At 70.5% G+C, this 24,126-nt stretch carries 28 protein-coding genes; 18 read left to right on the top strand and 10 right to left on the bottom strand.

Going from position 1 to position 24,126, the window contains the following annotated elements; genetic code table 11:
* The first annotated feature begins 93 nt into the window (after positions 1-93).
* The 7 genes from FHR33_RS23580 to FHR33_RS23550 all read left to right on the top strand — a co-directional run bounded on the left by FHR33_RS23580 (position 94) and on the right by FHR33_RS23550 (position 7,641).
* Positions 94-1,923 (top strand): ABC transporter substrate-binding protein, encoded by a 1,830-nt coding sequence (locus FHR33_RS23580; protein ID WP_183651602.1) that lies wholly within the window; start codon positions 94-96, stop codon positions 1,921-1,923.
* Complete coding sequence (locus tag FHR33_RS23575; protein ID WP_376773292.1) at positions 1,920-2,978, top strand: ABC transporter permease; 1,059 nt, start codon at positions 1,920-1,922, stop codon at positions 2,976-2,978. The genes FHR33_RS23580 and FHR33_RS23575 overlap by 4 nt, the downstream gene beginning before the upstream one ends.
* Entirely contained in the window at positions 2,975-3,859 is an 885-nt protein-coding gene (locus FHR33_RS23570) for an ABC transporter permease (RefSeq protein ID WP_183651596.1), read from the top strand. Before FHR33_RS23575 ends, FHR33_RS23570 begins: the two co-directional genes overlap by 4 nt.
* Positions 3,856-5,031 carry an ABC transporter ATP-binding protein gene (locus tag FHR33_RS23565; protein WP_221241213.1) on the top strand — a complete coding sequence of 392 codons (1,176 nt, stop codon included), beginning with the start codon at positions 3,856-3,858 and terminating at the stop codon, positions 5,029-5,031. The genes FHR33_RS23570 and FHR33_RS23565 overlap by 4 nt, the downstream gene beginning before the upstream one ends.
* On the top strand, positions 5,028-6,014 hold the full coding sequence (locus FHR33_RS23560) for an ABC transporter ATP-binding protein (RefSeq protein WP_183651593.1): 987 nt from the start codon (positions 5,028-5,030) through the stop codon (positions 6,012-6,014). Before FHR33_RS23565 ends, FHR33_RS23560 begins: the two co-directional genes overlap by 4 nt.
* Before the next feature lie 171 nt (positions 6,015-6,185).
* Positions 6,186-7,031 (top strand): CPBP family intramembrane glutamic endopeptidase, encoded by an 846-nt coding sequence (locus FHR33_RS23555; RefSeq protein ID WP_183651590.1) that lies wholly within the window; start codon positions 6,186-6,188, stop codon positions 7,029-7,031.
* 7 nt (positions 7,032-7,038) lie between these two features.
* Positions 7,039-7,641, top strand: a complete 603-nt coding sequence (locus FHR33_RS23550; RefSeq protein ID WP_183651587.1) for a gamma carbonic anhydrase family protein — start codon at positions 7,039-7,041, stop codon at positions 7,639-7,641.
* A gap of 9 nt (positions 7,642-7,650) precedes the next feature.
* Here FHR33_RS23550 and FHR33_RS23545 read toward each other — a convergent pair whose 3' ends face one another.
* Together FHR33_RS23545 and FHR33_RS23540 are read right to left on the bottom strand one after the other, a co-directional pair.
* Entirely contained in the window at positions 7,651-9,225 is a 1,575-nt protein-coding gene (locus tag FHR33_RS23545; protein ID WP_312895689.1) for an amidohydrolase, read from the bottom strand.
* Positions 9,218-10,630 carry an APC family permease gene (locus FHR33_RS23540; RefSeq protein WP_183651584.1) on the bottom strand — a complete coding sequence of 471 codons (1,413 nt, stop codon included), beginning with the start codon at positions 10,628-10,630 and terminating at the stop codon, positions 9,218-9,220. Before FHR33_RS23540 ends, FHR33_RS23545 begins: the two co-directional genes overlap by 8 nt.
* A 62-nt stretch (positions 10,631-10,692) precedes the next feature.
* Between FHR33_RS23540 and FHR33_RS23535 the strand changes: the two genes are divergently transcribed.
* A complete protein-coding gene (locus tag FHR33_RS23535; protein WP_183651581.1) occupies positions 10,693-11,307 on the top strand; it encodes a TetR/AcrR family transcriptional regulator C-terminal domain-containing protein in 615 nt (204 codons plus the stop codon).
* A 9-nt stretch (positions 11,308-11,316) separates the two neighbouring features.
* Positions 11,317-11,895 (top strand): TetR/AcrR family transcriptional regulator, encoded by a 579-nt coding sequence (locus tag FHR33_RS23530; protein ID WP_183651578.1) that lies wholly within the window; start codon positions 11,317-11,319, stop codon positions 11,893-11,895.
* A 16-nt stretch (positions 11,896-11,911) separates the two neighbouring features.
* On the opposite strand, the gene FHR33_RS23525 is transcribed toward FHR33_RS23530, so the two are convergent.
* The 3 genes from FHR33_RS23525 to FHR33_RS23515 are packed head-to-tail and all read right to left on the bottom strand — an operon-like array spanning position 11,912 to position 13,533.
* Entirely contained in the window at positions 11,912-12,547 is a 636-nt protein-coding gene (locus FHR33_RS23525; protein WP_183651576.1) for a maleylpyruvate isomerase N-terminal domain-containing protein, read from the bottom strand.
* 45 nt (positions 12,548-12,592) lie between these two features.
* A complete protein-coding gene (locus FHR33_RS23520; protein WP_183651573.1) occupies positions 12,593-12,907 on the bottom strand; it encodes a DMT family transporter in 315 nt (104 codons plus the stop codon).
* The gene (locus FHR33_RS23515) at positions 12,904-13,533 is read right to left on the bottom strand and encodes an FMN-dependent NADH-azoreductase (protein ID WP_312895688.1); all 630 of its coding nucleotides are present in this window, start codon (positions 13,531-13,533) and stop codon (positions 12,904-12,906) included. Before FHR33_RS23515 ends, FHR33_RS23520 begins: the two co-directional genes overlap by 4 nt.
* A gap of 70 nt (positions 13,534-13,603) precedes the next feature.
* Between FHR33_RS23515 and FHR33_RS23510 the strand changes: the two genes are divergently transcribed.
* The gene (locus FHR33_RS23510) at positions 13,604-14,149 is read left to right on the top strand and encodes a TetR/AcrR family transcriptional regulator (RefSeq protein WP_183651567.1); all 546 of its coding nucleotides are present in this window, start codon (positions 13,604-13,606) and stop codon (positions 14,147-14,149) included.
* A 10-nt stretch (positions 14,150-14,159) separates the two neighbouring features.
* On the opposite strand, the gene FHR33_RS23505 is transcribed toward FHR33_RS23510, so the two are convergent.
* Together FHR33_RS23505 and FHR33_RS23500 are read right to left on the bottom strand one after the other, a co-directional pair.
* Positions 14,160-15,098: a ribose-phosphate diphosphokinase gene (locus FHR33_RS23505; RefSeq protein WP_183651564.1), complete on the bottom strand. Its 939-nt coding sequence runs from the start codon at positions 15,096-15,098 to the stop codon at positions 14,160-14,162.
* A gap of 11 nt (positions 15,099-15,109) precedes the next feature.
* Positions 15,110-15,586: a GNAT family N-acetyltransferase gene (locus FHR33_RS23500; RefSeq protein WP_183651561.1), complete on the bottom strand. Its 477-nt coding sequence runs from the start codon at positions 15,584-15,586 to the stop codon at positions 15,110-15,112.
* 35 nt (positions 15,587-15,621) lie between these two features.
* On the opposite strand from FHR33_RS23500, the gene FHR33_RS23495 reads away from it, so the two are divergent.
* The 4 genes from FHR33_RS23495 to FHR33_RS23480 are packed head-to-tail and all read left to right on the top strand — an operon-like array spanning position 15,622 to position 17,550.
* Positions 15,622-15,984: a cupin domain-containing protein gene (locus tag FHR33_RS23495; protein WP_183651558.1), complete on the top strand. Its 363-nt coding sequence runs from the start codon at positions 15,622-15,624 to the stop codon at positions 15,982-15,984.
* Between the two features lie 52 nt (positions 15,985-16,036).
* Positions 16,037-16,636 (top strand): sulfite oxidase-like oxidoreductase, encoded by a 600-nt coding sequence (locus FHR33_RS23490; RefSeq protein ID WP_183651555.1) that lies wholly within the window; start codon positions 16,037-16,039, stop codon positions 16,634-16,636.
* Positions 16,629-17,294, top strand: a complete 666-nt coding sequence (locus FHR33_RS23485; RefSeq protein WP_183651553.1) for a ferredoxin reductase — start codon at positions 16,629-16,631, stop codon at positions 17,292-17,294. The genes FHR33_RS23490 and FHR33_RS23485 overlap by 8 nt, the downstream gene beginning before the upstream one ends.
* 1 nt (position 17,295) lies before the next feature.
* Entirely contained in the window at positions 17,296-17,550 is a 255-nt protein-coding gene (locus tag FHR33_RS23480) for a DUF6510 family protein (RefSeq protein ID WP_183651550.1), read from the top strand.
* Here FHR33_RS23480 and FHR33_RS23475 read toward each other — a convergent pair.
* On the bottom strand, positions 17,493-18,011 hold the full coding sequence (locus FHR33_RS23475) for a GNAT family N-acetyltransferase (protein WP_183651547.1): 519 nt from the start codon (positions 18,009-18,011) through the stop codon (positions 17,493-17,495). The two genes, FHR33_RS23480 and FHR33_RS23475, sit on opposite strands and share 58 nt — an antisense overlap.
* A gap of 132 nt (positions 18,012-18,143) precedes the next feature.
* Positions 18,144-20,306 carry an alpha/beta fold hydrolase gene (locus tag FHR33_RS23470; protein WP_183651544.1) on the bottom strand — a complete coding sequence of 721 codons (2,163 nt, stop codon included), beginning with the start codon at positions 20,304-20,306 and terminating at the stop codon, positions 18,144-18,146.
* A 164-nt stretch (positions 20,307-20,470) separates the two neighbouring features.
* On the opposite strand from FHR33_RS23470, the gene FHR33_RS23465 reads away from it, so the two are divergent.
* Genes FHR33_RS23465 through FHR33_RS23455 form a run of 3 tightly spaced genes read left to right on the top strand, consistent with a single transcriptional unit; the run spans position 20,471 to position 22,232 of the window.
* Positions 20,471-21,466 carry a sensor histidine kinase gene (locus tag FHR33_RS23465; protein ID WP_312895687.1) on the top strand — a complete coding sequence of 332 codons (996 nt, stop codon included), beginning with the start codon at positions 20,471-20,473 and terminating at the stop codon, positions 21,464-21,466.
* A complete protein-coding gene (locus FHR33_RS23460) occupies positions 21,418-22,056 on the top strand; it encodes a LuxR C-terminal-related transcriptional regulator (protein WP_183651542.1) in 639 nt (212 codons plus the stop codon). The genes FHR33_RS23465 and FHR33_RS23460 overlap by 49 nt, the downstream gene beginning before the upstream one ends.
* Positions 22,057-22,094: 38 nt before the next feature.
* On the top strand, positions 22,095-22,232 hold the full coding sequence (locus FHR33_RS23455; RefSeq protein WP_183651539.1) for a nucleoside triphosphate pyrophosphohydrolase family protein: 138 nt from the start codon (positions 22,095-22,097) through the stop codon (positions 22,230-22,232).
* Positions 22,233-22,598: 366 nt separating this feature from the next.
* Here the strand turns inward: FHR33_RS23455 and FHR33_RS51860 are convergent, their stop codons facing one another.
* Positions 22,599-22,724: a hypothetical protein gene (locus FHR33_RS51860; protein ID WP_281388177.1), complete on the bottom strand. Its 126-nt coding sequence runs from the start codon at positions 22,722-22,724 to the stop codon at positions 22,599-22,601.
* Positions 22,725-23,044: 320 nt separating this feature from the next.
* Here FHR33_RS51860 and speB point away from each other — a divergent pair, with 320 nt between their 5' ends.
* Positions 23,045-24,085: an agmatinase gene (speB, locus tag FHR33_RS23445; protein WP_183651533.1), complete on the top strand. Its 1,041-nt coding sequence runs from the start codon at positions 23,045-23,047 to the stop codon at positions 24,083-24,085.
* Positions 24,086-24,126: the final 41 nt, after the last annotated feature.

Raw genomic sequence — 24,126 nt, 5'->3', positions numbered from 1 at the left:
CAATTTTCCGCCACTCGTTGACACGCGATGTTGGGATGGTGTGCCTTTCTCTATTAACAGGTCTCCCCCTGCCTGAGAGTGAGGCAACCAACAATGGGTAAATGGCTCGCGCGCCTGACGGCGCTCGGGGTGGCTCTAGTCCTGGCGGCACCCGTCACCGCCGCCCAGGCCGCTGACCCTGCTACGACGGGCAAGAAGACCGTCAGGATCGGCTCGATCCAGTCGGTCGACTCGATGAACCCGTTCCTGGCGGTACGGCTGATCGCGGGCCAGCTCCAGCGATGGACGTACATGTTCCTCACCGCGCCCGACCCCAAGACGCTGAAGCCTGGCCCCGACCTGGCCGAGTCCTGGGAGTCGTCGGACGACGGGCTGACCTGGACCTTCAAGATCCGGCAGGCCAAGTGGTCGGACGGTCAGCCGGTCACCGCGCACGACGCGGCCTGGACGTTCAACAAGATCATGACGGATGACGCGGCCAAGACCGGCAACGGTCCCGCCGTGGAGAACTTCGAGACGGTCACCGCGACGGACGACCGCACTCTGGTGATCAAGACCAAGGCGCCGCAGGCGTCGATGCTGTCGAACCCGATCCCGATCGTGCCCAAGCACATCTGGGAGAAGGTCGGCGACATGGCTACGTTCGAGAACGAGACCTACCCTGCGGTCACCAACGGCGCCTACATCCCGATCGAGCACAAGAAGGACAACTACGTCAAGCTCAAGGCCAACCCTGACTACTGGCAGGGCAAGCCCAAGATCGACGAGCTTCAGGTCATCTTCTACGAGAACCCCGAGGCCGCCATCGCGGGCCTGAAGAAGGGCGACATCGACCTGATCGGCCGCCTGGCCGCGCCGCAGTTCGAGGCGGGCGCGGGCGACCCGAACATCGTGCAGTGGAACACCCCCGGCCGCCGCGCCGCGTACCTGCAGATCAACCACGGCGCCACCACCTCCGACGACAAGGAGATCGGTGACGGCCACCCGGCGCTGAAGGACCCCAAGGTCCGCCAGGCCATCCACCACGCGATCGACAAGCAGGCCCTCGTCGACCAGGTCCAGAACGGCCTGGCGGTCCCGGCCAACGGCTCGATCGTGCCGCCGATGTACACCGACTTCTTCTGGGAGGCCACCGGCGCGGACAAGATCTCCTTCGACCTCGCCAAGGCCAACCAGATCCTCGACGAGGCCGGGTACAAGAAGGGCGACGACGGCGTCCGCACCATGCCTGACGGCAAGCGGAAGCTCGAGATGCGCTTCAGCATCCACACCGACACCCCCACCGAGGACAAGCTGGCCCAGTTCCTCACCGGGTGGTTCAAGGAGATCGGCATCACGCTGACCACGCGCAAGCTCGACTCCAACAAGTTCACCGAGGAGACCGGGAGCACCGCGCTGTTCGACATCGCGATCAGCGGCTGGTCGGTCAACCCCGACCCCGAAGAGGTTCTGGCCACGCACCTGTGCAGCCGCAGGCCGACCCCGACGGGCGAGGGCGGCGGCACCGAGTCCTTCTACTGCGACAAGCAGTACGAGGACCTCTACCAGTCGCAGCTCAAGGAGCTCGACGCCACCAAGCGCGCCGACATGATCAAGCAGATGCAGCAGCGCCTCTACACTGACGCGCCGGTCATCGCGATCTACTACCCGAACAACCTCGAGCTGTACCGCAAGGACCGGATCACCAGCATCACCCCGATCCCGGCGGGCAAGCAGGGCGAGGGCATCCTGTACGGCGGCGCCAGCGGCTACCCGATGATCACCCTGGACGCCCCCGCCGTCGCCACCGGCGCCTCGGCCGAGGGTGGCGGCTCCAACACTGGCATGATCATCGGCATCGCGGCGGCCGCGGTCGTCGTGCTCGGTGTCGGTGGTTTCCTCCTGTCCAGGCGGCGTAAGACCACCTCGGACGAACGCGAATAATGGCCACTCCGCTCGAAACCGAGCCCGCCGCCGTCCAGACGGCGGCGGGCCCCGGCGAGGACCGGCCCGCCTACCGGGGCACGCTCCGCTACGCCCTCACCAAGCTCGGCGGGGCGCTGCTCAGCATCGGCATGGTCATCGTCGCGACGTTCTTCCTGTTCCGCCTGATCCCCGGCGACCCGGTGATCGCCTACACACGTGACGTGCCGCTCAGTCCCGACCAGATCGAACTGCTGCGCAGGCAGATGGGCCTGGACAAGCCGCTCATGCAGCAGTTCGCCGACTTCGTGCTGAGGACGCTGCAGTTCGACCTCGGCACCTCCTACGAGTACAAGCGCCCTGTCACCGACCTCATCGGCGAGCGCGTCGGCCCCACGCTGCTGCTCACGGGCGTCGGCCTGTTCATCGCGGTCAGCCTCGGCCTGTGGCAGGGCACCCGCGCCGCATGGCACCACGGCGGCCGCCTCGACCGCTTCTCCACCGGCGTCTCGCTCGTGCTGTGGTCGGTGCCCACCTTCTGGCTCGGACTGCTGCTCCTCATGGTGCTGGGCGCGGGCATCGGCCCGATCCCCGGGCTCTTCCCGACCAGGGGCATGGAGAGCGTCGACGCGCCCGACGGCTTCGGCTACGTGCTCGACGTCGCCCACCACATGGTGCTGCCCTGCCTCACCCTGGTGGCGGTGGTCTACGCGCAGTACCTGCTGGTCATGCGCTCGTCGCTGCTGGACGAGATCGGCCAGGACTATGTGACGACCGCGCGCGCCAAGGGCCTGCGCGACGACATGGTCCGGCGACGCCACGCCATCCCCAACGCCCTGCTGCCCACCGTGACGCTCGTCTTCATCCACATCGGCTTCGTGGTCGGCGGCGCGGTCTCCGTCGAGACCGTCTACTCCTGGCCGGGCCTCGGCCTGCTGTTCTACGAGGCGATCAAGGGCCCTGACTTCGCGGTCATGCAGGGCACGTTCATGGTCGTCTGCGTCGCGGTGATCATCATGAACACGCTGGCCGACGTGGCCTACCACGTCCTTGACCCGAGGGTGAGGTCGGCATGAGCGCCGTGACGTGGGCGCGCAGGCGCTCCGCGCTCGCCAGGTTCTGGCAGCAGTACCGCCGCCAGCGCGCGGGCGTGGTCGGCGCCGTCGTCCTGCTGGTCTTCGTCGTGCTCGCGGTGATCACTCCGCTGATCACCGACAGGACCGGCATGGACGTCACGAAGGCGACCGGCGACAAGATGGCCCCGCCCAGCCTGGAGTTCCTGCTGGGCACCGACGAGTCGGGCCGCTCGATCCTGCTGATGATCCTGTGGGGCTCGCGCGTCTCGCTGCTCATCGGGTTCCTGTCCGCTCTGCTCAGCATGGTGATCGGCACCGTCGTCGGCATCGCGGCGGGGCACTTCAGAGGATGGGCCTCCGCCACGCTGATGCGGATCACCGACTGGTTCCTGGTGCTGCCCTCCCTGGTGCTCGCGCTGGTGCTCTCGGCGATCCTCGGCGGCAGCACCTCGACGATCATCCTGGCGATCGGCATCACCTCGTGGGCCTCCACGGCCAGGCTGATCAGGGCCCAGACTCTCGCGGTCGAGGCCAGGCCGTACATCGAGAGGTCCAAGGCCCTCGGCGCGGGGCACTGGCACGTGATGACCAGGCACGTGCTGCCGAACGTCGCGCCGCTGGTGCTCGCCAACACCACCCTGCAGGTGGCCAGCGCGATCGTCGCCGAGTCGACGCTCGCCTTCCTCGGCGCCGACTCCGGTCAGGCGTCGTGGGGCCAGTTGCTGCGCGGGTCCTACGACTGGGGCGCGGCCACGGCCGGGGCCTGGTGGTACATCCTCGCGCCCGGTCTCTGCATCGTCGCGGTCGTGCTGGCGTTCACGCTGTGCGGACGGGCGATGGAGGCCGTGCTCAACCCACGCCTTCGGGGAGTCAGCCGATGAACCTCTTGTCGCTCGAAGACGTCTCGGTGACGTACACCATCGCCTCGGGCGAGGTGCCGGCCGTCCGCGACGTCTCGCTGACGCTGGATCCTGGCGAGGCCCTCGGCATCGCGGGGGAGTCGGGCTCGGGCAAGTCGACGCTGGCCATGGCGCTGCTGCGGCTGCTACCCCGCGACGCCCGCGTCGAGGGCAGGATCGTGCTCGACGGCGAGGACATCCTGGCCATGAAGTGGGGACGGCTGCGCGCGGTGCGCTGGGCCGAGGCCTCCATCGTCTTCCAGGGCGCCCAGCACGGCCTCAACCCCGTGCGCCGCATCGGCGAGCAGATCGCCGAGCCGCTGCTCGTGCACGGCCTGGCCCAGCCCGCGCAGGCGCGCACCCGCGTGGCCGAACTGCTGGAGCAGGTGGGACTGCCCGCCTGGCGCTCGCGCAGCTATCCGCACGAGCTGTCAGGAGGGCAGCGGCAGCGGGTGATGATCGCGATGGCGCTGGCCTGCTCGCCCCGCCTGATCATCGCCGACGAGCCGACGACCGCGCTCGACGTGATGGTCCAGGCGCAGGTCCTCAGCCTGATCAAGGACCTGATCGCCTCGCACGGCATCTCCCTGATCATGATTTCTCATGATCTGTCGGTCCTGGCGGACATGTGCGACAGGCTGGCCGTCATGTACGCGGGCAGGGTGGTCGAGAACGGCCCCTCGCACGAGGTGTTCCACGCCGCCAGGCACCCCTACAGCGGCGCCCTGGCCGCGGCCTTCCCGACGGTCGGCGACCCGGTCTCCAGGATGGCGCCCAAGGGGCTCGGAGGGGACCCGCCCGACCCGATGGACCTGCCCTCGGGCTGCTCGTTCCATCCGCGCTGCCCCGTCGCCCTGGACCTCTGCTCGTCGCTGGACGTCGAGCTGTGGCCCGCGGGACGCGAGGGCGAGGGACCGCACACCGCCGCCTGCGTGCACGTCCGCCCCGACCTCAAGGCAGGCGCGGACGAGCTCGGCTCGCCCGCCACCGAGACCGGCGCGGACGAGCTCGCCTCACCCGACGCGGAGACCGGCGGCGATGATCCGGCCGCGCCCTCCCCGGACAGTGAGCGCGGGCAGGGCAGGGGCGAGGTGGTCGCGGCGGCCTCGCTGGAGACCGCCGCCCGTGACGAGCGCGCCAAGGAGACCTCATGAGCACCCCCCTCCTGCAAGCGCGCGACCTGCACGTGGAGTTCTCCTCCAGGGGCAGGCGCGCCCGAGCCGTCGACGGCGTCAACCTGGCCGTGGGCGAGGGCGAGATCGTGGCCCTGGTCGGCGAGTCCGGCTGCGGCAAGACCACGCTCGCGCGCACCCTGCTCGGCCTGGAGCGCCCCACCAGCGGCACCGTCCTGTACGGCGGGCAGCCCCTGACCTACACCAGCAAGGCGCTCAAGGCCTACCGCCGCGAAGCCCAGCTCGTCCTCCAGGACCCCACGGGTTCGCTGAACCCCAGGCACACCGTCTACGAGGCGGTCGCCGAGGGGCCGCGCATCCACGGCATGGCCAACGAGGAACAGGTCGTCGCCGAGGCGCTGTCCAGGGCGGGGCTCAGGCCTCCCGAGCGCTTCTTCCTGCGCTACCCGCACGAGCTGTCCGGAGGGCAGCGCCAGCGCGTGGTCATCGCCGGCGCGCTCGCGCTCAACCCGCGCATGCTCGTCGCCGACGAGCCGGTTGCCTCGCTCGACGCCAGCGTCAGGGGCGAGATCCTGGCCCTGCTGCTGAAGCTGCGCGAGGAGCTCGGCCTGTCGGCCCTGGTCGTCACCCACGACCTAGGCCTGGCCTGGAACATCGCCGACAGGGTGGCGGTGATGTACCTCGGCAGGATCGTCGAGTCGGGGCCCGTCGAGGAGGTGCTGAAGGAGCCGAAGCATCCCTACACGCAGGCGCTGCTGTCGGTGCTGCCCGAGTCGCCCGAGCGGGTGGTGCTGAGCGGCGAGCCACCGGACCCGACTCGCATCCCCGGCGGCTGCCGCTTCCACGCCCGCTGCCAGGTGCTGGCCTCGGGCGCGGCGGCCCTGGCAGGGGTCGACTCCCGGTGCAGGTCGGAGCTGCTGGAGGTGCTGCCTGCCGTACCCGAGGCGCAGGCCGCCTGCTACTACGCGGACACGATGGCGGCGGACGAGGCCGTCGTGCGCTGAGACCCGCGCGGCCAGGAGCTCGGTCCCACACGAGATCGCCCTCCGGCGAGCCGGAGGGCGGTGGCCAGGGACCACCGGAAGATAGGCATGATCGAGTAAATCCAAGGGATGACATCCGCCTGGTCCCCCCGCAGGAGGAAAGCGGGCGAAAGCCCGGCAATCATGAACATCATGTCCAGAAGCGCCATCATGACGGGGGTGGGCCTGGCGGCGTTCGTCGTCGCCTACGCGACGCTGATCCTCACCGGCAACACCGAGATCCGGATGTCGGCCGATCCGGGCGCCGCGGGGGTCACCCTCTGGGCCACGCTGCTGCCGCCGCTCGCCGCGATCATCCTGGCTCGCCTGGTTCCGCCGCGCGTGCCGCCGCCCCAGCCCCTGGCCGAGCTGCCGAGGCCCAGGCTGGTCACGGAGAGCCGGATGCTGGTGGCCGCGGCGCTCGTCTTCCCCCTCGCCGTCCTGCTCGTGGGACGCGGCCTGCTCTACCCCGTGGTCAAGGTCGCCATCCTGCTGGTGGTGCCGCTGGTGGGGTTCAGGCTGCTGAGGAAGGGCGGCCCCGCCGCCAGGTCCATGCCCGCGCCGGTGACCTGGCTGGCGCCGCTGCCCGCCGTCCTGACCTGGTTCCTGCTGGCAGAGGTCAGCCCGCTCTCGCCACCGCTCACCCAGCAGCTGCCCGACCCCGTCACGCTCGCGGTGGGCTCCCTGATCACCCTGCTCACCGCCAGCGTGCTGGAGGAGATCTTCTACAGGGGGTGGCTGCAGACCCGCCTGGAAGCCCTGTACGGCACCTGGCCCGGCATCCTCGTCACCTCGCTGTTGTTCGCCGCGATGCACGTCAGCCACATCAGGCCCGACGCGATCGGCATCGGCCTGGCCTCGGTGGTCGCCGCGCAGGGCCTGTTCGGCCTGATGCAGGGCTGTCTGTGGGCCCGCTACCGCAACATCTGGGTGATCATCCTCATCCACGTCGTCGTCAACCTCGTCTACGTGGACATGCTGATCTGGCCGTCCGCATGATGGAGGCATGCTGCTCGAACACCAGGGTCTGAGCCCGGCCGTCGATCCCACGGCCTACGTCGCCCCGACCGCCACACTCTGCGGTGACGTCCGGGTGGGTCCCGGCTGCAGGGTGCTGTTCGGCGCGGTTCTCACCGCGGAGGGCGGCCCCGTGGAGCTGGGCGAGGGCTGCATCGTCATGGAGAACGCGGTGCTGCGCGGCACCCGGCAGGACCCGCTCACACTCGGCAGGCACGTCCTGGTGGGTCCCGGCGCCTATCTCACCGGATGCGCGGTCGGTGACGACGCCTTCCTCGCGACGGGGAGCAGGGTGTTCAACGGCGCGCGGATCGGCGCCAGGGCGGAGGTGCGGGTCAACGCCGTCGTCCACCTGCGCACCGACGTGCCGGAGGACACGACCGTGCCGATCGGCTGGGTGGCCGTGGGCGACCCGGCCGAGCTGTTCCCTCCCGACCGGCACGAACGGATCTGGGAGGTGCAGCGCGAGCTCGACTTTCCCGGATACGTCTTCGGGCTGCCGCGCGCCGCCGACGGTGAGTCGATCATGCCGGAGGTCTCCCGCCGGTACGGCAGGGCGCTCGACCGCCACCGCACCGACCGGATCCTCTGACCCCGCCGCTCAGAAGGTGCGCTCTCCCGCCAGCCAGGTGCCGAGCACCTTGATGTGCCTGAGCCGCAGCGGGTACTCGGCGCGCGGGTCGGCCGACAGCCACACCAGGTCGGCCGCCTTGCCGGTGTCCAGGGCTCCGCGGTCGGCCTCGGCGAAGGCCTGGTAGGCGACTCCCGAGGTGTAGGCCGCGAGCGCGTCCTCGACCGAGAGCCGTTCGTCCGGTGTCCACGCCTCGCCCGCGCCGTCCAGGGTCTGCCTGGTCGTCGCGATCTGGATGCCGAGCAGCGGTTCGTGCGAGCTGACGGGCCAGTCGCTGCCGAACGACAGCGCGACGCCGAGCTCGCGCAGGGTCCGCATCGGGTACTGCAGGTCCGCGCGTGAGGGGCCGAGCCTGGGCACGGTCAGCTCGGTCTGCAGCGGGTCGAGCTGCGCCCACAGCGGCTCGAAGTTGGCGATCACGCCGAGCTGGGCGAAGCGCGGCAGGTCGGCGGGGTCGACGAGCTGGGTGTGCGCGATAACGGGTCGGCGGTCCCACGCGGGGTTCTCCCGTGCCGCCCTCTCGACGGCGTCCAGCGCGGCCCTGATCCCGCCGTCGCCGATCGCGTGGATGTGCACCTGGAAGCTGTCGGCGTCGAACGCGGCCACGGCCTCGGCCAGCGCGGCGGGCTCCCAGACGGGCATGCCGCAGGAGTGCGGCACGTCCACGTACGGCTCCAGCATGGCCGCGGTGCCGCCCTCGATGACGCCGTCGGCGAAGAACTTGACGGTGTTCGCGGTGACGAGGGCCTCCCCTGCGCGCTTGACGGTCTCGCGCAGGGAGGAGAAGGCGGGGCGCTGTGCCGTCCAGGTGTCGGGGTCGGCGCGGAAGGCGAGGTTGGCGCGGAAGCGCAGCGCGCCGCGCCTGGCGGCTTCCAGGTACGCCTCCACCATGGACGGCTCGACCCAGGCGTCCTGCACCCAGGTGATGCCCGCGGCGGCCATGGTCCTGCCCGCCTCGGCCAGCCCTTCGACCAGCTCGTCCATGGACTTGGCGGGCACCAGGTCCAGCACGAGGTCACAGGCGTGCCACTCCCTGAGCGTGCCGAGCGGGCTGCCGTCGGGCCTGCGCAGGATCCAGCCCAGCCGGGGATCGGGCGTCGAGGGGCCGATCCCCGCCCGCTCCAGCGCCGCGGTGTTGCACCAGACGGTGTGGTAGTCGTAGGCGCGCAGCACCACGGGCCTGTCGGCGACCGCCTCGTCCAGCCAGCGCGCGTCGAACTCGCCGAAGGGGGCGAGGGAGGGGTCGTAGCTGCCTCCGACGATCCACTCCAGCGACGGGTGCTCCGCGGCGTAGCGCCCCACCTCCGCGACGATCTCCGCCACCGTGGTCAGGCCCTTGATCTGCGGACCCTGCGCCTCGAGGCCGCCGAACATCGGGTGCGCGTGCCCGTCGCCGAAGGACGGCATGAGCAGGCCGCCCTGCAGGTCCACCACGGTGGCGCCGGGGGAGGGTCGCGAGACGATCCTTCCGCCGGAGACGGCCAGCGAGGTGGCCGTCTCCGTGCCCGTCCAGACGGTGCCGTTGGTGAAGTGCAGGTCAGGCACGGGTGGCTTCCTCCGTGGTGAGTCGGGCGTAACGGGCGGGGTCGTGTCGCCGGATGCGCAGGGCGAGCAGCGCGCCGAGCGCGAAGACGACGGGGACGGGCAGGATGAGCAGGGCGTTCACGGTGCCCGTCGCCCCGGTGATGAGCTCGAAGTTGGTCACCACGAGCACGATGATCACCGCGAGGAGGACGAAGGCGGAGAAGGGCGCGACGAGCACGCGTCCTGCGCCGAAGCCTCGGCGGTCCTTCCTGAAGAAGGCCACCACCGACAGCGCGGCCAGCGCCTGCAGGACCATGACCCCGATGATGCCGGTGCCGTTCGTCCACAGGAAGATCACGGTGTAGGGGTCGGAGCCCGCGACGATGCCCGCCACGATGATGAGCACCGAGACCACGACCTGTGTGATCACCGCGACGTACGGCGAGCCGTTGTGCGCCGAGATTCTGGCGAGCGGCCTGGGCAGCACGCCCTCGCGGCCGAGGGCGTAGAAGTATCGGGTGGAGGCGTTGTGGAAGGCCAGGGCGGCGGCGAAGCAGCTCGTCACGATCAGCAGGTGCATCGCGTCCGCCGCCCACCTGCCCGCGAAGGAGGCGGTGGCGGTGAAGACCATGTCCGCGCCGCCTTCGCCGTTGGCCACCTCGACGGCCCTGTCCGCACCGTAGGCGTTGATGATCATCCACACGGTGAAGGTGTAGAAGAGCGCGAGGAAGGCGACGGCGGCGTAGGTCGCCTTCGGAACCGTCCGCTGCGGGTCTCTGGCCTCCTCGGCGTAGATCGCGGTCGCCTCGAAGCCGATGAACGCGCCGATCGACAGCACGAACATGCCGCCCGCGCCGCCCGAGAACAGCTCGGCGGGGTTGAACGGGCTGAGCGACAGCTCCGCGCCGCTGACCAGCACCGACACCTCGAAGACCAGCAGGATGAGCACTTCGAGCGCGAGCGCCACGCCCAGCACCTTGGCGCTGAGCGTGATCTTCAGGTAGCCGAGCACGCCCACGGCCGCCACGCACAGGAGCGTCCAGGCCTGCCATGGCACGTCGAGCCCGAAGACGTCGGCCATCGTCGAAGCGGCGAACACCCCGAAGGCGGCCATCAGCCCGATGCCGATGAGGTTGTAGGAGATGACCGCGACGTAGGCCGAGCCGAGGCCCGTCGCCTTGCCCAGGCCCCTGCCGATGTAGGCGTAGAAGGCTCCCGCGTTGCGCACGTGCCCGCTCATCGCCGTGAACCCGGCCGCGAACAGACCGACGACCACGCCCGACAGCAGGTAGCCGAGCGGAGCGGCGACGCCGCCGATGCCGATCGCCAGCGGCGCCACCCCTGCCATGACGGTGAGGGGAGCGGCCGCGGCCACGACGAAGAAGACCAGGTCAGCGGTGCCGATGGCATTGCGTGACAGAGACATGGCCGGCTCCGAAACTAAAGGCGTTAGTTTGTTGGTGGGACGGTACTCGAAGGGGGCACGTGATGGGAAGACCGCGGCGGCCGATCCTGAGCAGGGAGGGCATCTTCGCCGCTGCTCTGGCGCTGGTGGACGAGGACGGTTCCGAGGCGCTGACCGTGACGCGGCTGGCCAGGAGGCTCGGCGTGCAGGCCGCTTCGCTCTACAACCACGTCTCGGGCCGCGAGGAGATCGTCGAGGGCGTGCGCGACCTGGTCGTGGCCGAGATGGACGTGGACGCGCTGGACGGGGAGCCGTGGCAGGAGGCGCTCGCCGTATGGGCCAGGTCGTACCTGGCCGCCTTCGCCCGCCATCCCAACACCGCGAAGCTGCTGTCCACGACCACGATCAGGTCGCCCGCCACGCTGGCGATGTACGAGCGCGCGGTGGCGCTGCTGGAGCGGGCGGGATGGCCGAGCGATCAGGTGGTCACGGTGTTCACCGCGATCGAGTCGTTCGCGATCGGCTCCGCGCTCGACCTGGCCGCGCCCGGTGTCATGATCGATCCTTCCTCGCAGGAGCTCCCCCTGCTCTCGGGGGCGTTGAAGGACGCGCCGCCCGCGCGGGCCATGGCCGCTTTCGAGCTGGGGCTGGCGGCGCTCGTCCACGGTTTGGATGAACGTCTTAGACAACTGTGCTAGGTTGGGACGATGGGAGGAAATCGCGAAGACCTGCTCAAGGGCGCCAAGCGCTGCCTGGTCGAGAAGGGATACACGCGCACCACCGCACGCGACATCGCCAACGCCTCAGGGGTCAGCCTGGCGGGGATCGGCTACCACTTCGGGTCGAAGGAGGCGCTGCTCAACGAGGCGCTGTTCGAGTCGATGAAGGAGTGGGGCGACTCCCTGGAGATCGCGCTGAAGGGCGACCTCGATCCCGAGGCGAGCCCCATGGAGCGCTTCGAGGCGGCGTGGAAGCGGGTCATCGACACCTTCGAGCAGCTGAGGCCGCTGTGGGCGACGCAGTTCGAGATCCTGGGGCAGATCGACCACCTGCCGGAGATGCGCGAGCACCTCGCCGCGGGCGTGCGGGCCGCGCGGCTCGGGCTCGCGGAGATCTTCAGCGAGATCGACCCCGAGGCAGAGCCCGAGCGGGCGCGCGTGCTCGGCTCCTTCTACCAGGCGATGCTCACCGGACTGCTGGCGCAGTGGCTGCTCGATCCCGCCACCGCGCCGTCGGCTCAGGACGTGACCGAGGCCATGCGCCTGCTGAACTCGGCCTCCGCCTGATCGGCCTCCGGCGGGCTCAGAAGGCGCTGATCGTCGCGGGCGCGCGCTCGGTCCTGCTCAGCGCGCGGATCACCGCCGTCGGCCCGTGCCGGTGGACGGCAAGGCGCGCCAGCAGGTCGACCACCGGGTCGATGACGTCCTGCGGTAGCTCGGGCGTCGGGATGCCCACGCTGGCGGCCAGGTCGTCGGAGTGGACGACGAGCTCCATGAGCCTGGTGAGCAGGAAGTCGTCGAGCGTCAGCGACCACTGCGCCCACGGCAGCCCGAGCACCCTGTCGGCAGGCTCGGCCCGCAGGGCGACCGTGAGCTTGTCGAGGCCGGCCTGGGCGAGGGCCACCAGCGAGCCTGGCCCCTCCGCCGCCGCGTCCTCGCCGCCGCGCCTGATGCTGACGTTCGACTCGTGCCCGAGGCCGGCCGTGACCCAGGCGGAGCGGGCGTAGTGCTCCCTGAGCGGGATGACGGAGCCGTTCGGCTCCGCGTCCAGGGCGAGGTCGACTCTGAAGATCTGCTGAGCCAGGTGGCCGGCCAGGCCCGCCACGCTGAACTCGGTGAGCGCGCTGGGCTTGGCCCAGGCCGCCGCCACCGCCTGGTCGCGAAGCAGGGCCACCGCCGAGGCCGCCGCAGTCAGATACAGCTCCCTGATTTCAGCCACGTCCGCGATCCTACTCATCAGCCGCAAATGCCGCCCTTCGGGTGGTCAGGCGGTGACCCTGGCCAGGACCACGCCGCCCACGATCAGCGACAACGCGGCCATCCGCCCCACAGTGACGGGGTCGTCGTTGAGCACGATGCCCAGCGTGATCGCGCCCACCGCGCCGATGCCGGTGAAGACGGCGTACGCGGTGCCGACGGGCAGGGTGTCCATCGCCTTGGACAGCAGCCACACCGCCGCCGCCATCAGCACCAGGGAGATCGCCGTCGGCACGGGTCTGGTGAAGTTCTGCGTCGGCTTGATGCTCTGCGACCAGGCCACCTCGACCAGGCCGGCGAGAGCGAGATAGACCCAGTTCACCGTCCCGCCTCCTTCCGCGCCCTGGCGACCGACTCCAGGTGCCGCTCACGCAGGTGCGCGAGCCCGGGATCGATCAGCGAGTTCACCAGCTCGGCGTGGACGAAGCTCACCTCGGACACGGCGAAGTGGCCGAGGAAGAAGTCGCGCAGATAGCGCTCCTGGTGGTCCACGGCCTCCTTGGGCGTGCCGGGGCCGTACGCTCCGCCCCTCGCGCTGGTCACCACGAACGAGCGCCCCTTGAGCGACATCTTCGGGAAGGTGATCTGGTCGAGCCAGGCCTTCAGCGACGAGGGGATCGAGTAGTTGTACATCGGCGTGCCGATGAGGATCACGTCGGCCGCGACCACCTCGTCGAGCAGCGGCTCCAGGACGGCCCATGCCCGCTCCTGCGCCGGGGTGCGCACCGCCTCGCGGTAGCGCGCGATCTCGGTGATCTCGTGGGCGAGCACGTAGTCGCACAGCTCGGTCCAGGCCTCGTCGATGTGGGGGACGGGCGAGGCGGCCAGGTCTCTGTAGGTGTAGCCGCCGTCGGGGTTGGCGGCGCGCCAGGCGTCGGCGTAGATCCTGGACAGCTCGCGGGAGAAGGACGCACGCCTGGCGCTGGCGTCGAGGTGCAACAGGTTCACAGGAGGCTCCTCACTAAGCGGACACGGTGTCCACTTGCGAAGGTACCCGATAAGCGGACACCATGTCCATATGGAGAGAGCCGACGCCGCCCGCAACCGCGCCAGGATCCTGGAGGCCGCCGCAGGACTGTTCAGGGTCAAGGGCGCGCCGAACGTCACCATGGACGACATCGCGAGGGCCGCGGGCGTCGGGCGGGGCACGCTCTACCGCCGCTTCCCCGACCGGGCCTCGATCGCCGTGGCCCTGCTCGACGAACACGAACGCGTGCTGCAGGAGAAGCTGATCCGCGGCGAGCCGCCGCTCGGACCTGGGGCGCCCGCCTCCGAGCGCATGGCCGCCTTCTACGCGGCGATGGTGGAGCTGCTGGAGGAGCACGCCCACCTGATCCTCGGATCGGAGGTGGGCCGCTCCCGCTTCGAGACGGGCGCGTACGGCTTCTGGCGCGTCCACGTCAGATCGCTGCTGGATGGCGTGCGGGACGCCGACGCGCTGGTCGACACCCTGCTGGCGCCCCTGGCCCCCGACGTCTACACCTACCAGCGGGAGGAGCGGGGCCTGACGCCGTCCCAGATCAGCGCCGCGCTGGCCCGCCTGGCCCGCGCGGTGGTCGCGTGAGGAGGGAAAGTCAGCCGAAGAGGGCGGAGACCGACTCGCCCTCGTGGATGCGGCGCATCGCCTCGGCCAGCGCGGGCGCCACCGACAGCACGCGCAGCTTGGCGTCGGGCTTGGGCTCGGGGATCGGGACGGTGTTGGTGCAGACGATCTCCAGCACGTCGTCGCGGTCGGTGAGCCGCTCCACGGCCCCGGCCGAGAACAGCCCGTGGGTGCAGGCGATCCTGATCGAGTTGACCTCGCGCTCGCGCAGCCTGTCGAGGAGCTCGATGACCGTGGTGCCCCTGGCGATCTCGTCGTCGAGGACGATGACGTCCTTGCCCTTGACCTCACCGATCACCGAGCTGATCGTCACCTTGTCGTCGCTCAGGCGCTGCTTGGCGCCCATGGCGACCTCGGCGCCCAGGAGCCTGGCGAAGGCGGCGGCCTCCTTGGCGTTGCCGAGGTCGGGCGAGACGACGACGGTGTTGGACAGGTCGTACCGGCGGAAGTGGGCGGCCAGCTCACGCAGTGCGTGCAGGTGGTCGACGGGGACGCTGAAGAAGCCGTGCACCTGCGGCGAGTGCAGGGTCATGGCCAGCACCCTGTCGGCGCCCGCGGCCACCAGGAGGTCGGCGACCAGGCGGCCGCCGATGGAGATGCGAGGTGCGTCCTTCTTGTCGGAGCGGGCGTAGGCGTAGTGCGGCATGACGACCGTGGTGCGGGCGGCCGACGCGCCGCGCGCCGCGTCGATCATGAGCAGGAGCTCGACCAGGTGCTCCTGCACGGGAGGGACGAGCGGCTGGATGAGGAAGACGTCCCGTTCGCGGCAGTTGGCCTGCAGCTGGACTTCCAAACAGTCGTTGGCGAAGCGATGGAGGCGGACGGGGTGGAGGGGGGTGCCGAGGTGGGCGCAGATCTCCGCGGCCAGCTCAGGGTGGGCGCTACCGCTGAAAACAGTGATGTCTCGCACGTCAGGCCACCCTATCCGGCCTGTTGGGGCAGCCTCCGCAGCGGCTCGTCGGTAAGCCGGTAGACGGTCCACTCGTCCATCGGGACCGCCCCGATCGACTTGTAGAAGTCGATGGCGGGCTGGTTCCAGTCGAGGACGGACCACTCCAGGCGGTGGTAGCCGCGCTCCACGCAGATCCTGGCCAGCTCCTTCATCAGCGCCTTGCCGTGGCCGCCGCCCCTGGCGTCGGGGCGCACGTAGAGGTCCTCCATGTAGATGCCGTGGGTGCCGCGCCAGGTGGAGAAGCTGAGGAACCAGAGCGTGTAGCCCACGACACGCCCGTCCTGCTCGGCGATCAGGGCGTGCAGGGCGGGGCTGGGCCCGAAGAGGGCGCTCTCGAGCTGCTCCTGGGTGACGCGCACCTCGTGCAGCGCCTTCTCGTAGTCGGCGAGCTCGCGGATCATGGCGATGATCTCGGGGACGTCCTGGACGGTTGCTGTACGAATCACGCGCGCAGCCTACCTGCGTGTTAACGTCACCGATCGTGACGGAGAGCATCTACGTCGGCCACGCGCAGGCCGACGCCCTCGGCGACCGGGGCTGGCTGCTGGGGCACTTCAAGCCCGAGGACGACGTACGGCACAGCCAGGACGTCGAGATCAAGTGGGGCGTCCACCCCAAGGGCGAGGAGCGCGCCCAGTGGGTGCACGGCGAGAAGCGCACCGCCCTTCTCGTGCTGATCAGCGGCAGGTTCAGGCTGGAGTTCCCCGGCCGCAGCGTGGTTCTCGAACGGCAGGGCGACTACGTCGTGTGGGGCGTGGGGGTGGACCACTCGTGGGTCGCCGAGGAGGAGTCGGTGGTGATGACCGTCCGCTGGCCCTCGGTCGCCGGCTACGCCGTCGGGTAGATCTCGCACCCCCATGCGATGCGCTTGACCCCCGTTCGGGCAGGATCGCCCCATGGGGATAATTTCGCGGGGCTTTCGCGGCAGGCCGCGGGACGACCACGGCCGCCTGCCGCCAGGCCAGTACCAGGTGCACGACTTTCCCGTGCTCTCCGCCGGGCCCACGCCCAGGATCGAGCAGGACCGGTGGGAGTTCGCCATCGACACCGAGGCCGGGCAGACCCACCGCTGGTCGTGGCAGGAGCTCATGGCGCTGCCCCAGGAGAGCCCGACGGCCGACATCCACTGCGTGACCAAGTGGTCCAAGTTCGACACCACCTGGCAGGGCGTCTCGCTCGACGTGCTGTTCGAGGACGTCGAGACCGCGGCGGAGTACGCGCTCGTCCACTCCTACGGCGGCTACACCACCAACCTGCCGCTGGAGGACCTGCTCGACGGCAAGGCGTGGATCTGTCACCGCTTCGACGGCGAGGAGCTGGAACCCCAGCACGGCGGCCCCGCCAGGCTGGTCGTGCCGCACCTCTACTTCTGGAAGTCGGCCAAGTGGGTGCGCGGCATCAGGCTGCTGAACGAGGACTGGCCCGGCTTCTGGGAGAGCGCCGGCTACCACAACTACGGCGACCCGTGGCGCGAGCAGCGCTACGAGGGTGATTAGGTGGCGGCGCGCGCGGCTGACCGCCGCGCGCGAGGAGAGCCCCACGGCGCGCACGCTGGTCTTCGAGGTGCCCGACTGGCCGGGTCACCTGGCAGGTCAGCACGTGGACGTGCGGCTGACCGCGCCCGACGGCTACACGGCGCAGCGCAGCTACTCCCTGGCCACCCCCGAGGGCGTCGAGCTGACCGTGGAGGGGCTGCCGGACGGTGAGGTCTCGTCGTACCTCGTCGACGAGCTGACGGTCGGCGACGAGATCGAGCTGCGCGGGCCCGTCGGCGGCTGGTTCGTGTGGCGGCCCGCCGTCACGACGCCCGTGCTGCTCGTGGCGGGCGGCTCGGGGATCGTGCCGCTCATGGCCATGATCAGGGCCAGGCGGCTGGCGGGCGGCGACACGCCGTTCCACCTGGTCTACTCGCTGCGCGAGCCCGCCCGCCGCTACTACGCCGCCGAGCTGGACGCGCCCGACCCGTGGCTGACCATCACCTGGGTCCACACCAGGCTCGCGCCGCACCGCAGGATCACCAAGGACGACCTGCCGGGCCCCGGACCCGACGTGTTCGTGTGCGGGCCGACCGGCTTCGTCGAGGCCGCCGCCGACCTGCTGCTCGACGTCGGTCACGACTCCGCGCGGATCAGGACCGAGCGTTTTGGAGGCTGACATGCACCTGGACGGCAACGCCCTCGCGGGACCGCTGGCCGAGATCTTCGCCGTGGACCTCACCTCGGCGGTCGGCAGATGCGCCGCCTGCGGCCTGAAGGGCCCCGTCGCCGAGCTGATGGTCTACGACGCGGGCCCCGGGCTCGTGGCCCGCTGCCCGGGGTGCGAGGAGGTGGTGATGCGCCTGGTCAGGGGCCCTCAGGAGGCCTGGCTCGACCTGCGGGGGACGGTGTCGCTGCGTATCCCGCTCCAGTAGTACTCCAGCACGTCCACCTCGAAGCCGGGGAAGCGCTCGACGAACTGCCTGGCCCTGGTGGCGCCATGGCGCTCGTAGAAGGCGATGGCGGGCCTGTTCTCCTTCAGCACCTCGAGGTAGAGCTCCTGGCCCGCCGCCCTGTCGAGGGCCTGGCGCAGCAGCACGCCGCCGATGCCCGACCGCTTGAGCGCGGGGTCGACGTGCAGGTTGTCCAGCAGGACCCGGCCGTCCTCGGGGATGAGATAGGCGAACCCGGCGATGCTCGTGCCGTCGTCGGCGACCAGCAGCTCGCCCTTGGCGCCGTTGACCAGCCTTTCGTGCCACATGGCGGCCTGCTGCTCCTCGACGGGCCCTTCGAGGTAGTCGGCGGGGAAGATGCCAGCGTAGGCCGTCCGCCAGCTCCTGGTGTGCAGCGCCGCGATCGGCCCCGCGTCGGCGGCCGCGCCTTCTCTGATGTCCACCACTGCATTGTCGGCGCTCGTCCCCGTGGTCGCGACCACACAGGTCTGGTGCCTTCCTGGCCGCGGTTCGCCCCTGGCCGCCCTCGCCGCCCGACGTCGCCCCCGTACGGCGCGCCCGCCTGCACGACGGGCTCACCCGCTCTCCGGCCTGCACACCGTTCCCCGAGGGGGCAGCCGCAGGTCGATGAGGTAGCGGTTGGCGTGCGCGATCGTGCAGGCGTCGCCTGTGAGGTAGAGGCCGTGCCCGTGCCCCTCGAAGCGGACCGCCGACGAGCCCGGCACCCGCATCGCCAGGTCGGCGGTGTCGTCGTAGTCGGTCCACGTCCCCGCGCCCAGGAACGGCGGCAGTCCGGCCGTGGGCAGCGGTGCGGGCGGGTTCTTCACCGGCCGCGGCCAGCCCACGCAGCCGAGCCGGTGCCAGACCACGTTGCCCGACAGGTTCGGCGACAGGCGCTCGCCGTTCCTCCTGACGCCGCGGTAGTCGGCGTAGTCGCGGAAGCGGAAGCCGTCCAGGCAGTGGGTCATGTTCATCCCGACGAAGGCCATGGGCTTCGGGCTGCCGATGCCCGCCTCGACGTAGCCGGAGAAGCCCGAGGCGTCGCCACGTTCGGCCCTTTCGACGCTCTCCGCCAGCTGCTTCCACCTCGCGTGGTCGTCGCCGGGCGAGACGAGGTGCGGTGCGGCGGCGATCTGCAGGTCGAACCCGCTGTAGGCGGTGCCGTCCGTGGGGATCGGCGTGCGGTCGGCGGCGGCCACCAGCGCGCGCCACGCCTCACCCGCGTCGCGTCCGTGCAGCTTGCACGCGGTGCTGGCGGCGCACCAGGTGACGAACCGGTCGAACTGCGCCTCCATGACCTTGTGGCGTTCGTCCCTGCGGAACAGGTTCACCACGCCGTCCAGGTACATCGCCCTGATCCTGCGAGGGAAGAGCCTGGCGTAGGCGTAGGCGGGCACGCCGCCGTAGGAGGTGGCCACGAAGCTGAGCCGCTCCTCGCCGAGCGCCACGCGGACGGCGTCGATGTCCCTGGCGACGGAGACCGAGTCGAGGCGGCCGAACAGCTCGGGGTCGCGCGACGCGCACCGCCGCGCGGCGGCGGCGTTCGCCTCGCCCAGCCGCTCGTAGGCGCGCTCGTCGTCCGGCAGGGTCAGCCATGGGCCCTTCGCGAGACACTCGGAGGAGAAGATCTCCAGCGCGGGCGAGTTGCGAGGGGTGAAGCTGACCACGTCGAAGCGATCGCGCAGGTGGGAGAAGTTGCCTCCCGACTTCTCCAGGTCGTCGACGCCCGAGCCGCCCGGGCCTCCCGGGATGGAGAAGACGGTGCCGATCCTGCGCCCTGTGCCGTTCGCGGCGAGCCTGGCCACCGGCAGGCTGATCTTCCTGCCGCCGGGCTCGTCCCAGTTCACCGGCACCTGGACGGAGCCGCACTCCATGTCCTTACGGCACGGCTTCCACTCGACGGCGGACGCCGCGCCCGCGGGCTGGGCGAACACGACCGTCGCCACCAGCACGCCCGTCGCCGCCACCCCCGCGACCAGCGGCCTGGCCCTGCGTCCCCGTACGACGATGGCGACCGCCCCCGCCGCCATCGCCACGACCGGATAGGCGACCAGCACCGCGAAGGCCGCGAGCGGCGGCAGCAGATCGCCACCGCCCACGATCATGTACGCGCCGATCCGCGAGCCCCACGGGCTCGGCAGGGTCATGGCCGCCGTGGGCAGCACGAACACCAGCATGATGAGCGCGACCAGCGAGCCGGCCGTGGAGCGGAGCACCGTGCCCACGCCGAGGCCGACCAGCGCCACCAGCGACACCGACGCGCCGGCGAGCGCCACCCCGGCCAGCACGCCGGGCTCGGACAGCGACGTCCCGAGTGTCTGCCCGCTCAGCAGCACCTGTCCCGCCCTGTCGCCGAGCACGGCCTGCGTCGCGAAGTGCATGCCGAAGGCCAGCACCTCACCGGCGACCAGCCCCACCACCAGGAGCGTCGGCACCTTGGCGAACAGCAGCAGGAGCCGCCTGGGCACGGCCACCAGGCTCGAGTCGTGCTCGGCGGTCATGGTCAGCGCACCGAGCGCACCCAGTACGAAGTAGGCCACCGGAAGCCCGGTGCCCAGTCCGTCGCCGAGGCTGTCGAAGCGCAACCGGTCCGCGCCGGTCTGGTTGTCGAACCCGCGCGTGACCATGAAGGCCACCCCCGCGCTCAGGAACACCGCCAGCAGCGACGAGGCGAGCAGGTAGAAGTTGGAGCGCAGCGACCTGAACTTCAGCCACTCCGCCAGCACCGCGTCGATCATCGAAACTCCACACTTCCCTCGGTCGACTCCATGAACGCCTCCTCGAGCGACGCCCCGGCCGTCCGGGCTCGGCGGCCCCGACGGGCACGCCCCCCTGGAAGCACCCCCTTCAGGCTTTCGCGCACCGGCGCCCGGCACAGTGGGGGTGGACCTACTCTTCAGATGTGAGGCTGTTCACGAACGCGGCGACCGGGGTGGCCGCGCTGGTGCTGCTGCTCGCGCTGCCGTTCGCGCGGCGCAGGGTGCTGGCGGCGGCGCGCAGGCTCGCCGGATCCGACCCCGGTGACCTGCGGCTGGTCGCCTGGCTGTTCGTGCACGGCGTGACGGGCCCCGCCGCCCTGCTGGGAGTGGTGGTGATGCTCTCGGCGCTCGGGGTGATCTGGACCCTGCGCACGGCCGAGACCTCGATGGCCGTGACACTCACCCTGTCGCTGTCGATGCTGGCCATCGTGTCGCTCGCCGCCGGCTTCGGCCACCTCGCCACCAGGGCCCAGGCCCGCCTCGCCGACCTGCTCCTGCACCCCGACACCCGCGTCAGGGAGCTGGCCGACGCGCAGGCCGCCGAGCTGCGCAGGATCGAACGCGACCTGCACGACGGCGCGCAGGCCAGGCTGATCTCCATCAGGATGACCCTCGGCCTCGCCAGATCAGCGCCGGACCCGAGGGGGCTGATCGAGGAGGCATGGGAGTCGGCCGGTCAGGCCCTCACCGACCTGCGTGATCTCGTGCGCAACATCCACCCGCCGGTCCTGGCCGACCGCGGGCTCGTCGGCGCCCTCCAGGCCGCCGCGCTGCTGTGCCCCGTCCCCGTACGGCTCGACCTCGACTTGGAGGGCAGGCCTGAGGCTCCGGTGGAGTCCGCGCTCTACTTCGCCGCCACGGAGGCCCTGTCCAACGTCGCGAAACACAGCGGGGCCTCCTCGGCGTGGGTGCGCCTGACGTACGCCGACGGCGTGCTGCGCCTGACCGTCGGCGACGACGGCAGGGGCGGCGCCGATCCCGCAGCGGGCACGGGCCTGCGCGGCATCGCGCGCAGGCTGTCCGCCTTCGAGGGCACGTTGACCGTCCACAGCCCCCCAGGCGGGCCGAGCGAACTCATCATGGAGCTGCCGTGCGCGTTGTCATCGCCGAAGATCTCGCTCTCCTCAGGGACGGGCTGATCCGCCTGCTGACGACGCACGGCTTCGAGGTGCTGGAGGCGGTCGACAACGGCCCGATGCTCCTGGCCGCGCTGCTGAAGCATCGGCCCGACGTGGCGGTCATCGACGTCAGGCTGCCGCCCACCCATACCGACGAGGGCCTGCGCGTCGCCCTGGAGGCGCGCCGCAGGGTGAAGGGGCTGCCGGTGCTGATCCTTTCCCAGTACGTCGAGCAGCTCTACGCCAGGGAACTGCTGTCCGACAGGTCGGGCGGGATCGGCTACCTGCTCAAGGACAGGGTGGGCGACGTCGAGCAGTTCGTGGAGTCCGTCAGGAGCGTCGCGGCCGGTGGCACCGCGCTCGACTCCGAGGTCGTCAGCCAGCTCCTGACCCGCCGCGACGACCGTCTCGCGGCGCTGACGCCGAGGGAGCGCGAGGTGCTGGCGATGATGGCGGAGGGGCTGTCCAACCAGGCCATCGCCGGCAAGCTGGTCGTCACCGACAAGGCGATCGGCAAGCACACCTCCAACATCTTCGCCAAGCTCGGACTCCCGCCGGACGACGACCTCAACCGCCGCGTCATGGCCGTCCTGGCCTATCTGGAGAGCTGACGGACCAGCGCGCCGACGTTCTGAGCCAGGTGCTGCTGATGGCGCGCCATCACGGTGTCGACCTCGAGGACGAGGTCGAGCGCGAATGGCTGGTGTGGAAGCCTGGCCGGAGGGGCGGATCAGTCGAGGTCGAGGCAGGTGGCGTACCAGCCGCCGGTGAGGTGCTCGATCTCTGAGGCCTCGACGTCCGCCAGACGGTCGGCCGGTGCCCTGGCCAGCCCGCAGGAGACGAGCAGCCCACCGTCACCTGTGGTGAGCTGGACGACGCCCTGCCAGCGTCGCGCCCCCGTGATCGTGAACAGGCCCGCGCGCCGCTCCTCGAACGTCCACGACTCCTTCTCGGGAAGGGCCTCGACGTAGGCGGTGAGCGCGGACTCCTACAGCAGGAACCGGCCGGCACGAGTGAGGGGCCCCATGCCATCGGCAGGGGCCCCTCACGTCGACGTCGTCGCGTCGTTCAGTGCTGGCCGATGAAGGTCACGAGTGCGTGCGTGGCCGGTCGAACTCAGCCGACATGCCACTCGGTGGGCACCATCGTGATCTCAGAGCCGGAAAAGCTTGGGGTACGGCGCGCTGATGCGCAGTTTCTCGGTGCCGAAGTCGACCAGGACGGCGACGTCCTCTTCGACGCCGATCACCAGGCCGAGGCCGTATTTGTCGTGGCTCACCCTGTCCTGCAGCTCGAACTGCTCAGGCGGAGGTAGAGGCGCGGCAGGTCGGTTGAAGGGACTTCCGGGCAAGGGGCGACGGGCTGCTCTCGTGGGCTTCATCGTTACCAGTATGCGCCTGCTCAGCCGATAAAGGCGAACTTCCGTGGAGTCAATCTCCGAGACCGGGTTAGTTCGGCCCGTCAAGGGCAGGTCAGGGGCCCTGTGTCTGCCCGCCGTACCGGTCTTTTTGCCTTCGGGGGACGTGCGGGTAGATCTATTGCCACGGTCGTGGCGCCATGCCGCGCTTCGGCGGCGGACAAATGCGGAAGATCCCTGACATGGCACGTTACGGAACCCAGTTCGGCCCGGACATCACCTTTCTCGGCGTGGAGCGATGCGACTGGCAGGACGCCGCGACCTACGCGGACGCCGACGTGGTCATCCTCGGCGCGCCGTTCGACGGGGGCACCTCGCACCGGCCCGGCACCCGGTTCGGCCCTCAGTTCATCCGGCAGTCGTGCTACCTGCCGCACGACGGGTCGAGGCCCTCGCTGGCGATGCGGGTCGACGGGTTGCGCGATCTGAACGTCTACGACGCGGGTGACGTGGAGATGTACTCGGGCGACGCCGAGCGCTCGGTGCGCGACCTCCAGCACGCCGTCCACACCGTGACGTCGAACGGCGCGATCCCGCTGACCCTCGGCGGTGACCACACCATCGCCTGGCCCGACGCGGCGGGGGTGGCCCAGCATCTCGGGCAGGGTCGCGTGTCGATGATCCACTTCGACGCGCACGCCGACACGGGGAACATCACGTTCGGCTCCCTCATCGGGCACGGCCAGCCGATGCGACGCCTCATCGAGTCGGGGGCGCTGCGGGGTGACCGGTTCCTGCAGATCGGGCTGCGCGGCTACTGGCCCGAGCCAGAGACGCTGAACTGGATGGCCGAGCAGCGGATGCGCTCCTACGAGATGTCGGAGATCGTCGCCAGGGGCCTCGACGAGTGCCTGACCGAGGCGTTCGCCATCGCGGTCGACGAGTGCGACGGCGTCTTCCTGTCGGTGGACATCGACGTGTGCGACCCGGGGCACGCGCCTGGCACCGGCACCCCGGAGCCTGGCGGGCTGACCGCGCGCCAGCTGCTGGACTCCGTCCGCCGCATCGCCTACGAGCTGCCTGTGGTGGGTGTCGACGTGGTCGAGGTGTCTCCGCCGTACGACCAGGCCGACATCACCTCCTTCCTGGCCAACAGGGTCGTGCTCGAGACGCTGACGGGCATCGCGCGGCGGCGGCGCGACCTGGCGGACGGCACCCGCTGGGACCCGAGGCTCCCGCTGCTCGCGGACCGGCCTGACAACAGGCTCGCGACCGGCGACTGAGCACCCCGCACTCCGCACCCCGCGAAGCCCGGCGCCTGCTC

This window comes from Nonomuraea dietziae (assembly GCF_014195505.1).
In the GTDB taxonomy this organism is placed as follows: domain Bacteria; phylum Actinomycetota; class Actinomycetes; order Streptosporangiales; family Streptosporangiaceae; genus Nonomuraea; species Nonomuraea roseola.
This window is presented reverse-complemented; position numbering and strand designations above follow the sequence as displayed.

Excerpts from the sequence above, each read along its gene's own strand:
- FHR33_RS23580 (WP_183651602.1), top strand. The coding sequence starts at position 94 with ATGGGTAAATGGCTCGCGCGCCTGACGGCGCTCGGGGTGGCTCTAGTC.
- FHR33_RS23570 (WP_183651596.1), top strand. The coding sequence starts at position 2,975 with ATGAGCGCCGTGACGTGGGCGCGCAGGCGCTCCGCGCTCGCCAGGTTC.
- FHR33_RS23565 (WP_221241213.1), top strand. The coding sequence starts at position 3,856 with ATGAACCTCTTGTCGCTCGAAGACGTCTCGGTGACGTACACCATCGCC.
- FHR33_RS23560 (WP_183651593.1), top strand. The coding sequence starts at position 5,028 with ATGAGCACCCCCCTCCTGCAAGCGCGCGACCTGCACGTGGAGTTCTCC.
- FHR33_RS23555 (WP_183651590.1), top strand. The coding sequence starts at position 6,186 with ATGTCCAGAAGCGCCATCATGACGGGGGTGGGCCTGGCGGCGTTCGTC.
- FHR33_RS23550 (WP_183651587.1), top strand. The coding sequence starts at position 7,039 with ATGCTGCTCGAACACCAGGGTCTGAGCCCGGCCGTCGATCCCACGGCC.
- FHR33_RS23540 (WP_183651584.1), bottom strand. The coding sequence starts at position 10,630 with ATGTCTCTGTCACGCAATGCCATCGGCACCGCTGACCTGGTCTTCTTC.
- FHR33_RS23535 (WP_183651581.1), top strand. The coding sequence starts at position 10,693 with ATGGGAAGACCGCGGCGGCCGATCCTGAGCAGGGAGGGCATCTTCGCC.
- FHR33_RS23530 (WP_183651578.1), top strand. The coding sequence starts at position 11,317 with ATGGGAGGAAATCGCGAAGACCTGCTCAAGGGCGCCAAGCGCTGCCTG.
- FHR33_RS23510 (WP_183651567.1), top strand. The coding sequence starts at position 13,604 with ATGGAGAGAGCCGACGCCGCCCGCAACCGCGCCAGGATCCTGGAGGCC.
- FHR33_RS23490 (WP_183651555.1), top strand. The coding sequence starts at position 16,037 with ATGGGGATAATTTCGCGGGGCTTTCGCGGCAGGCCGCGGGACGACCAC.
- FHR33_RS23480 (WP_183651550.1), top strand. The coding sequence starts at position 17,296 with ATGCACCTGGACGGCAACGCCCTCGCGGGACCGCTGGCCGAGATCTTC.
- FHR33_RS23470 (WP_183651544.1), bottom strand. The coding sequence starts at position 20,306 with ATGATCGACGCGGTGCTGGCGGAGTGGCTGAAGTTCAGGTCGCTGCGC.
- FHR33_RS23455 (WP_183651539.1), top strand. The coding sequence starts at position 22,095 with ATGGCGCGCCATCACGGTGTCGACCTCGAGGACGAGGTCGAGCGCGAA.
- speB (WP_183651533.1), top strand. The coding sequence starts at position 23,045 with ATGGCACGTTACGGAACCCAGTTCGGCCCGGACATCACCTTTCTCGGC.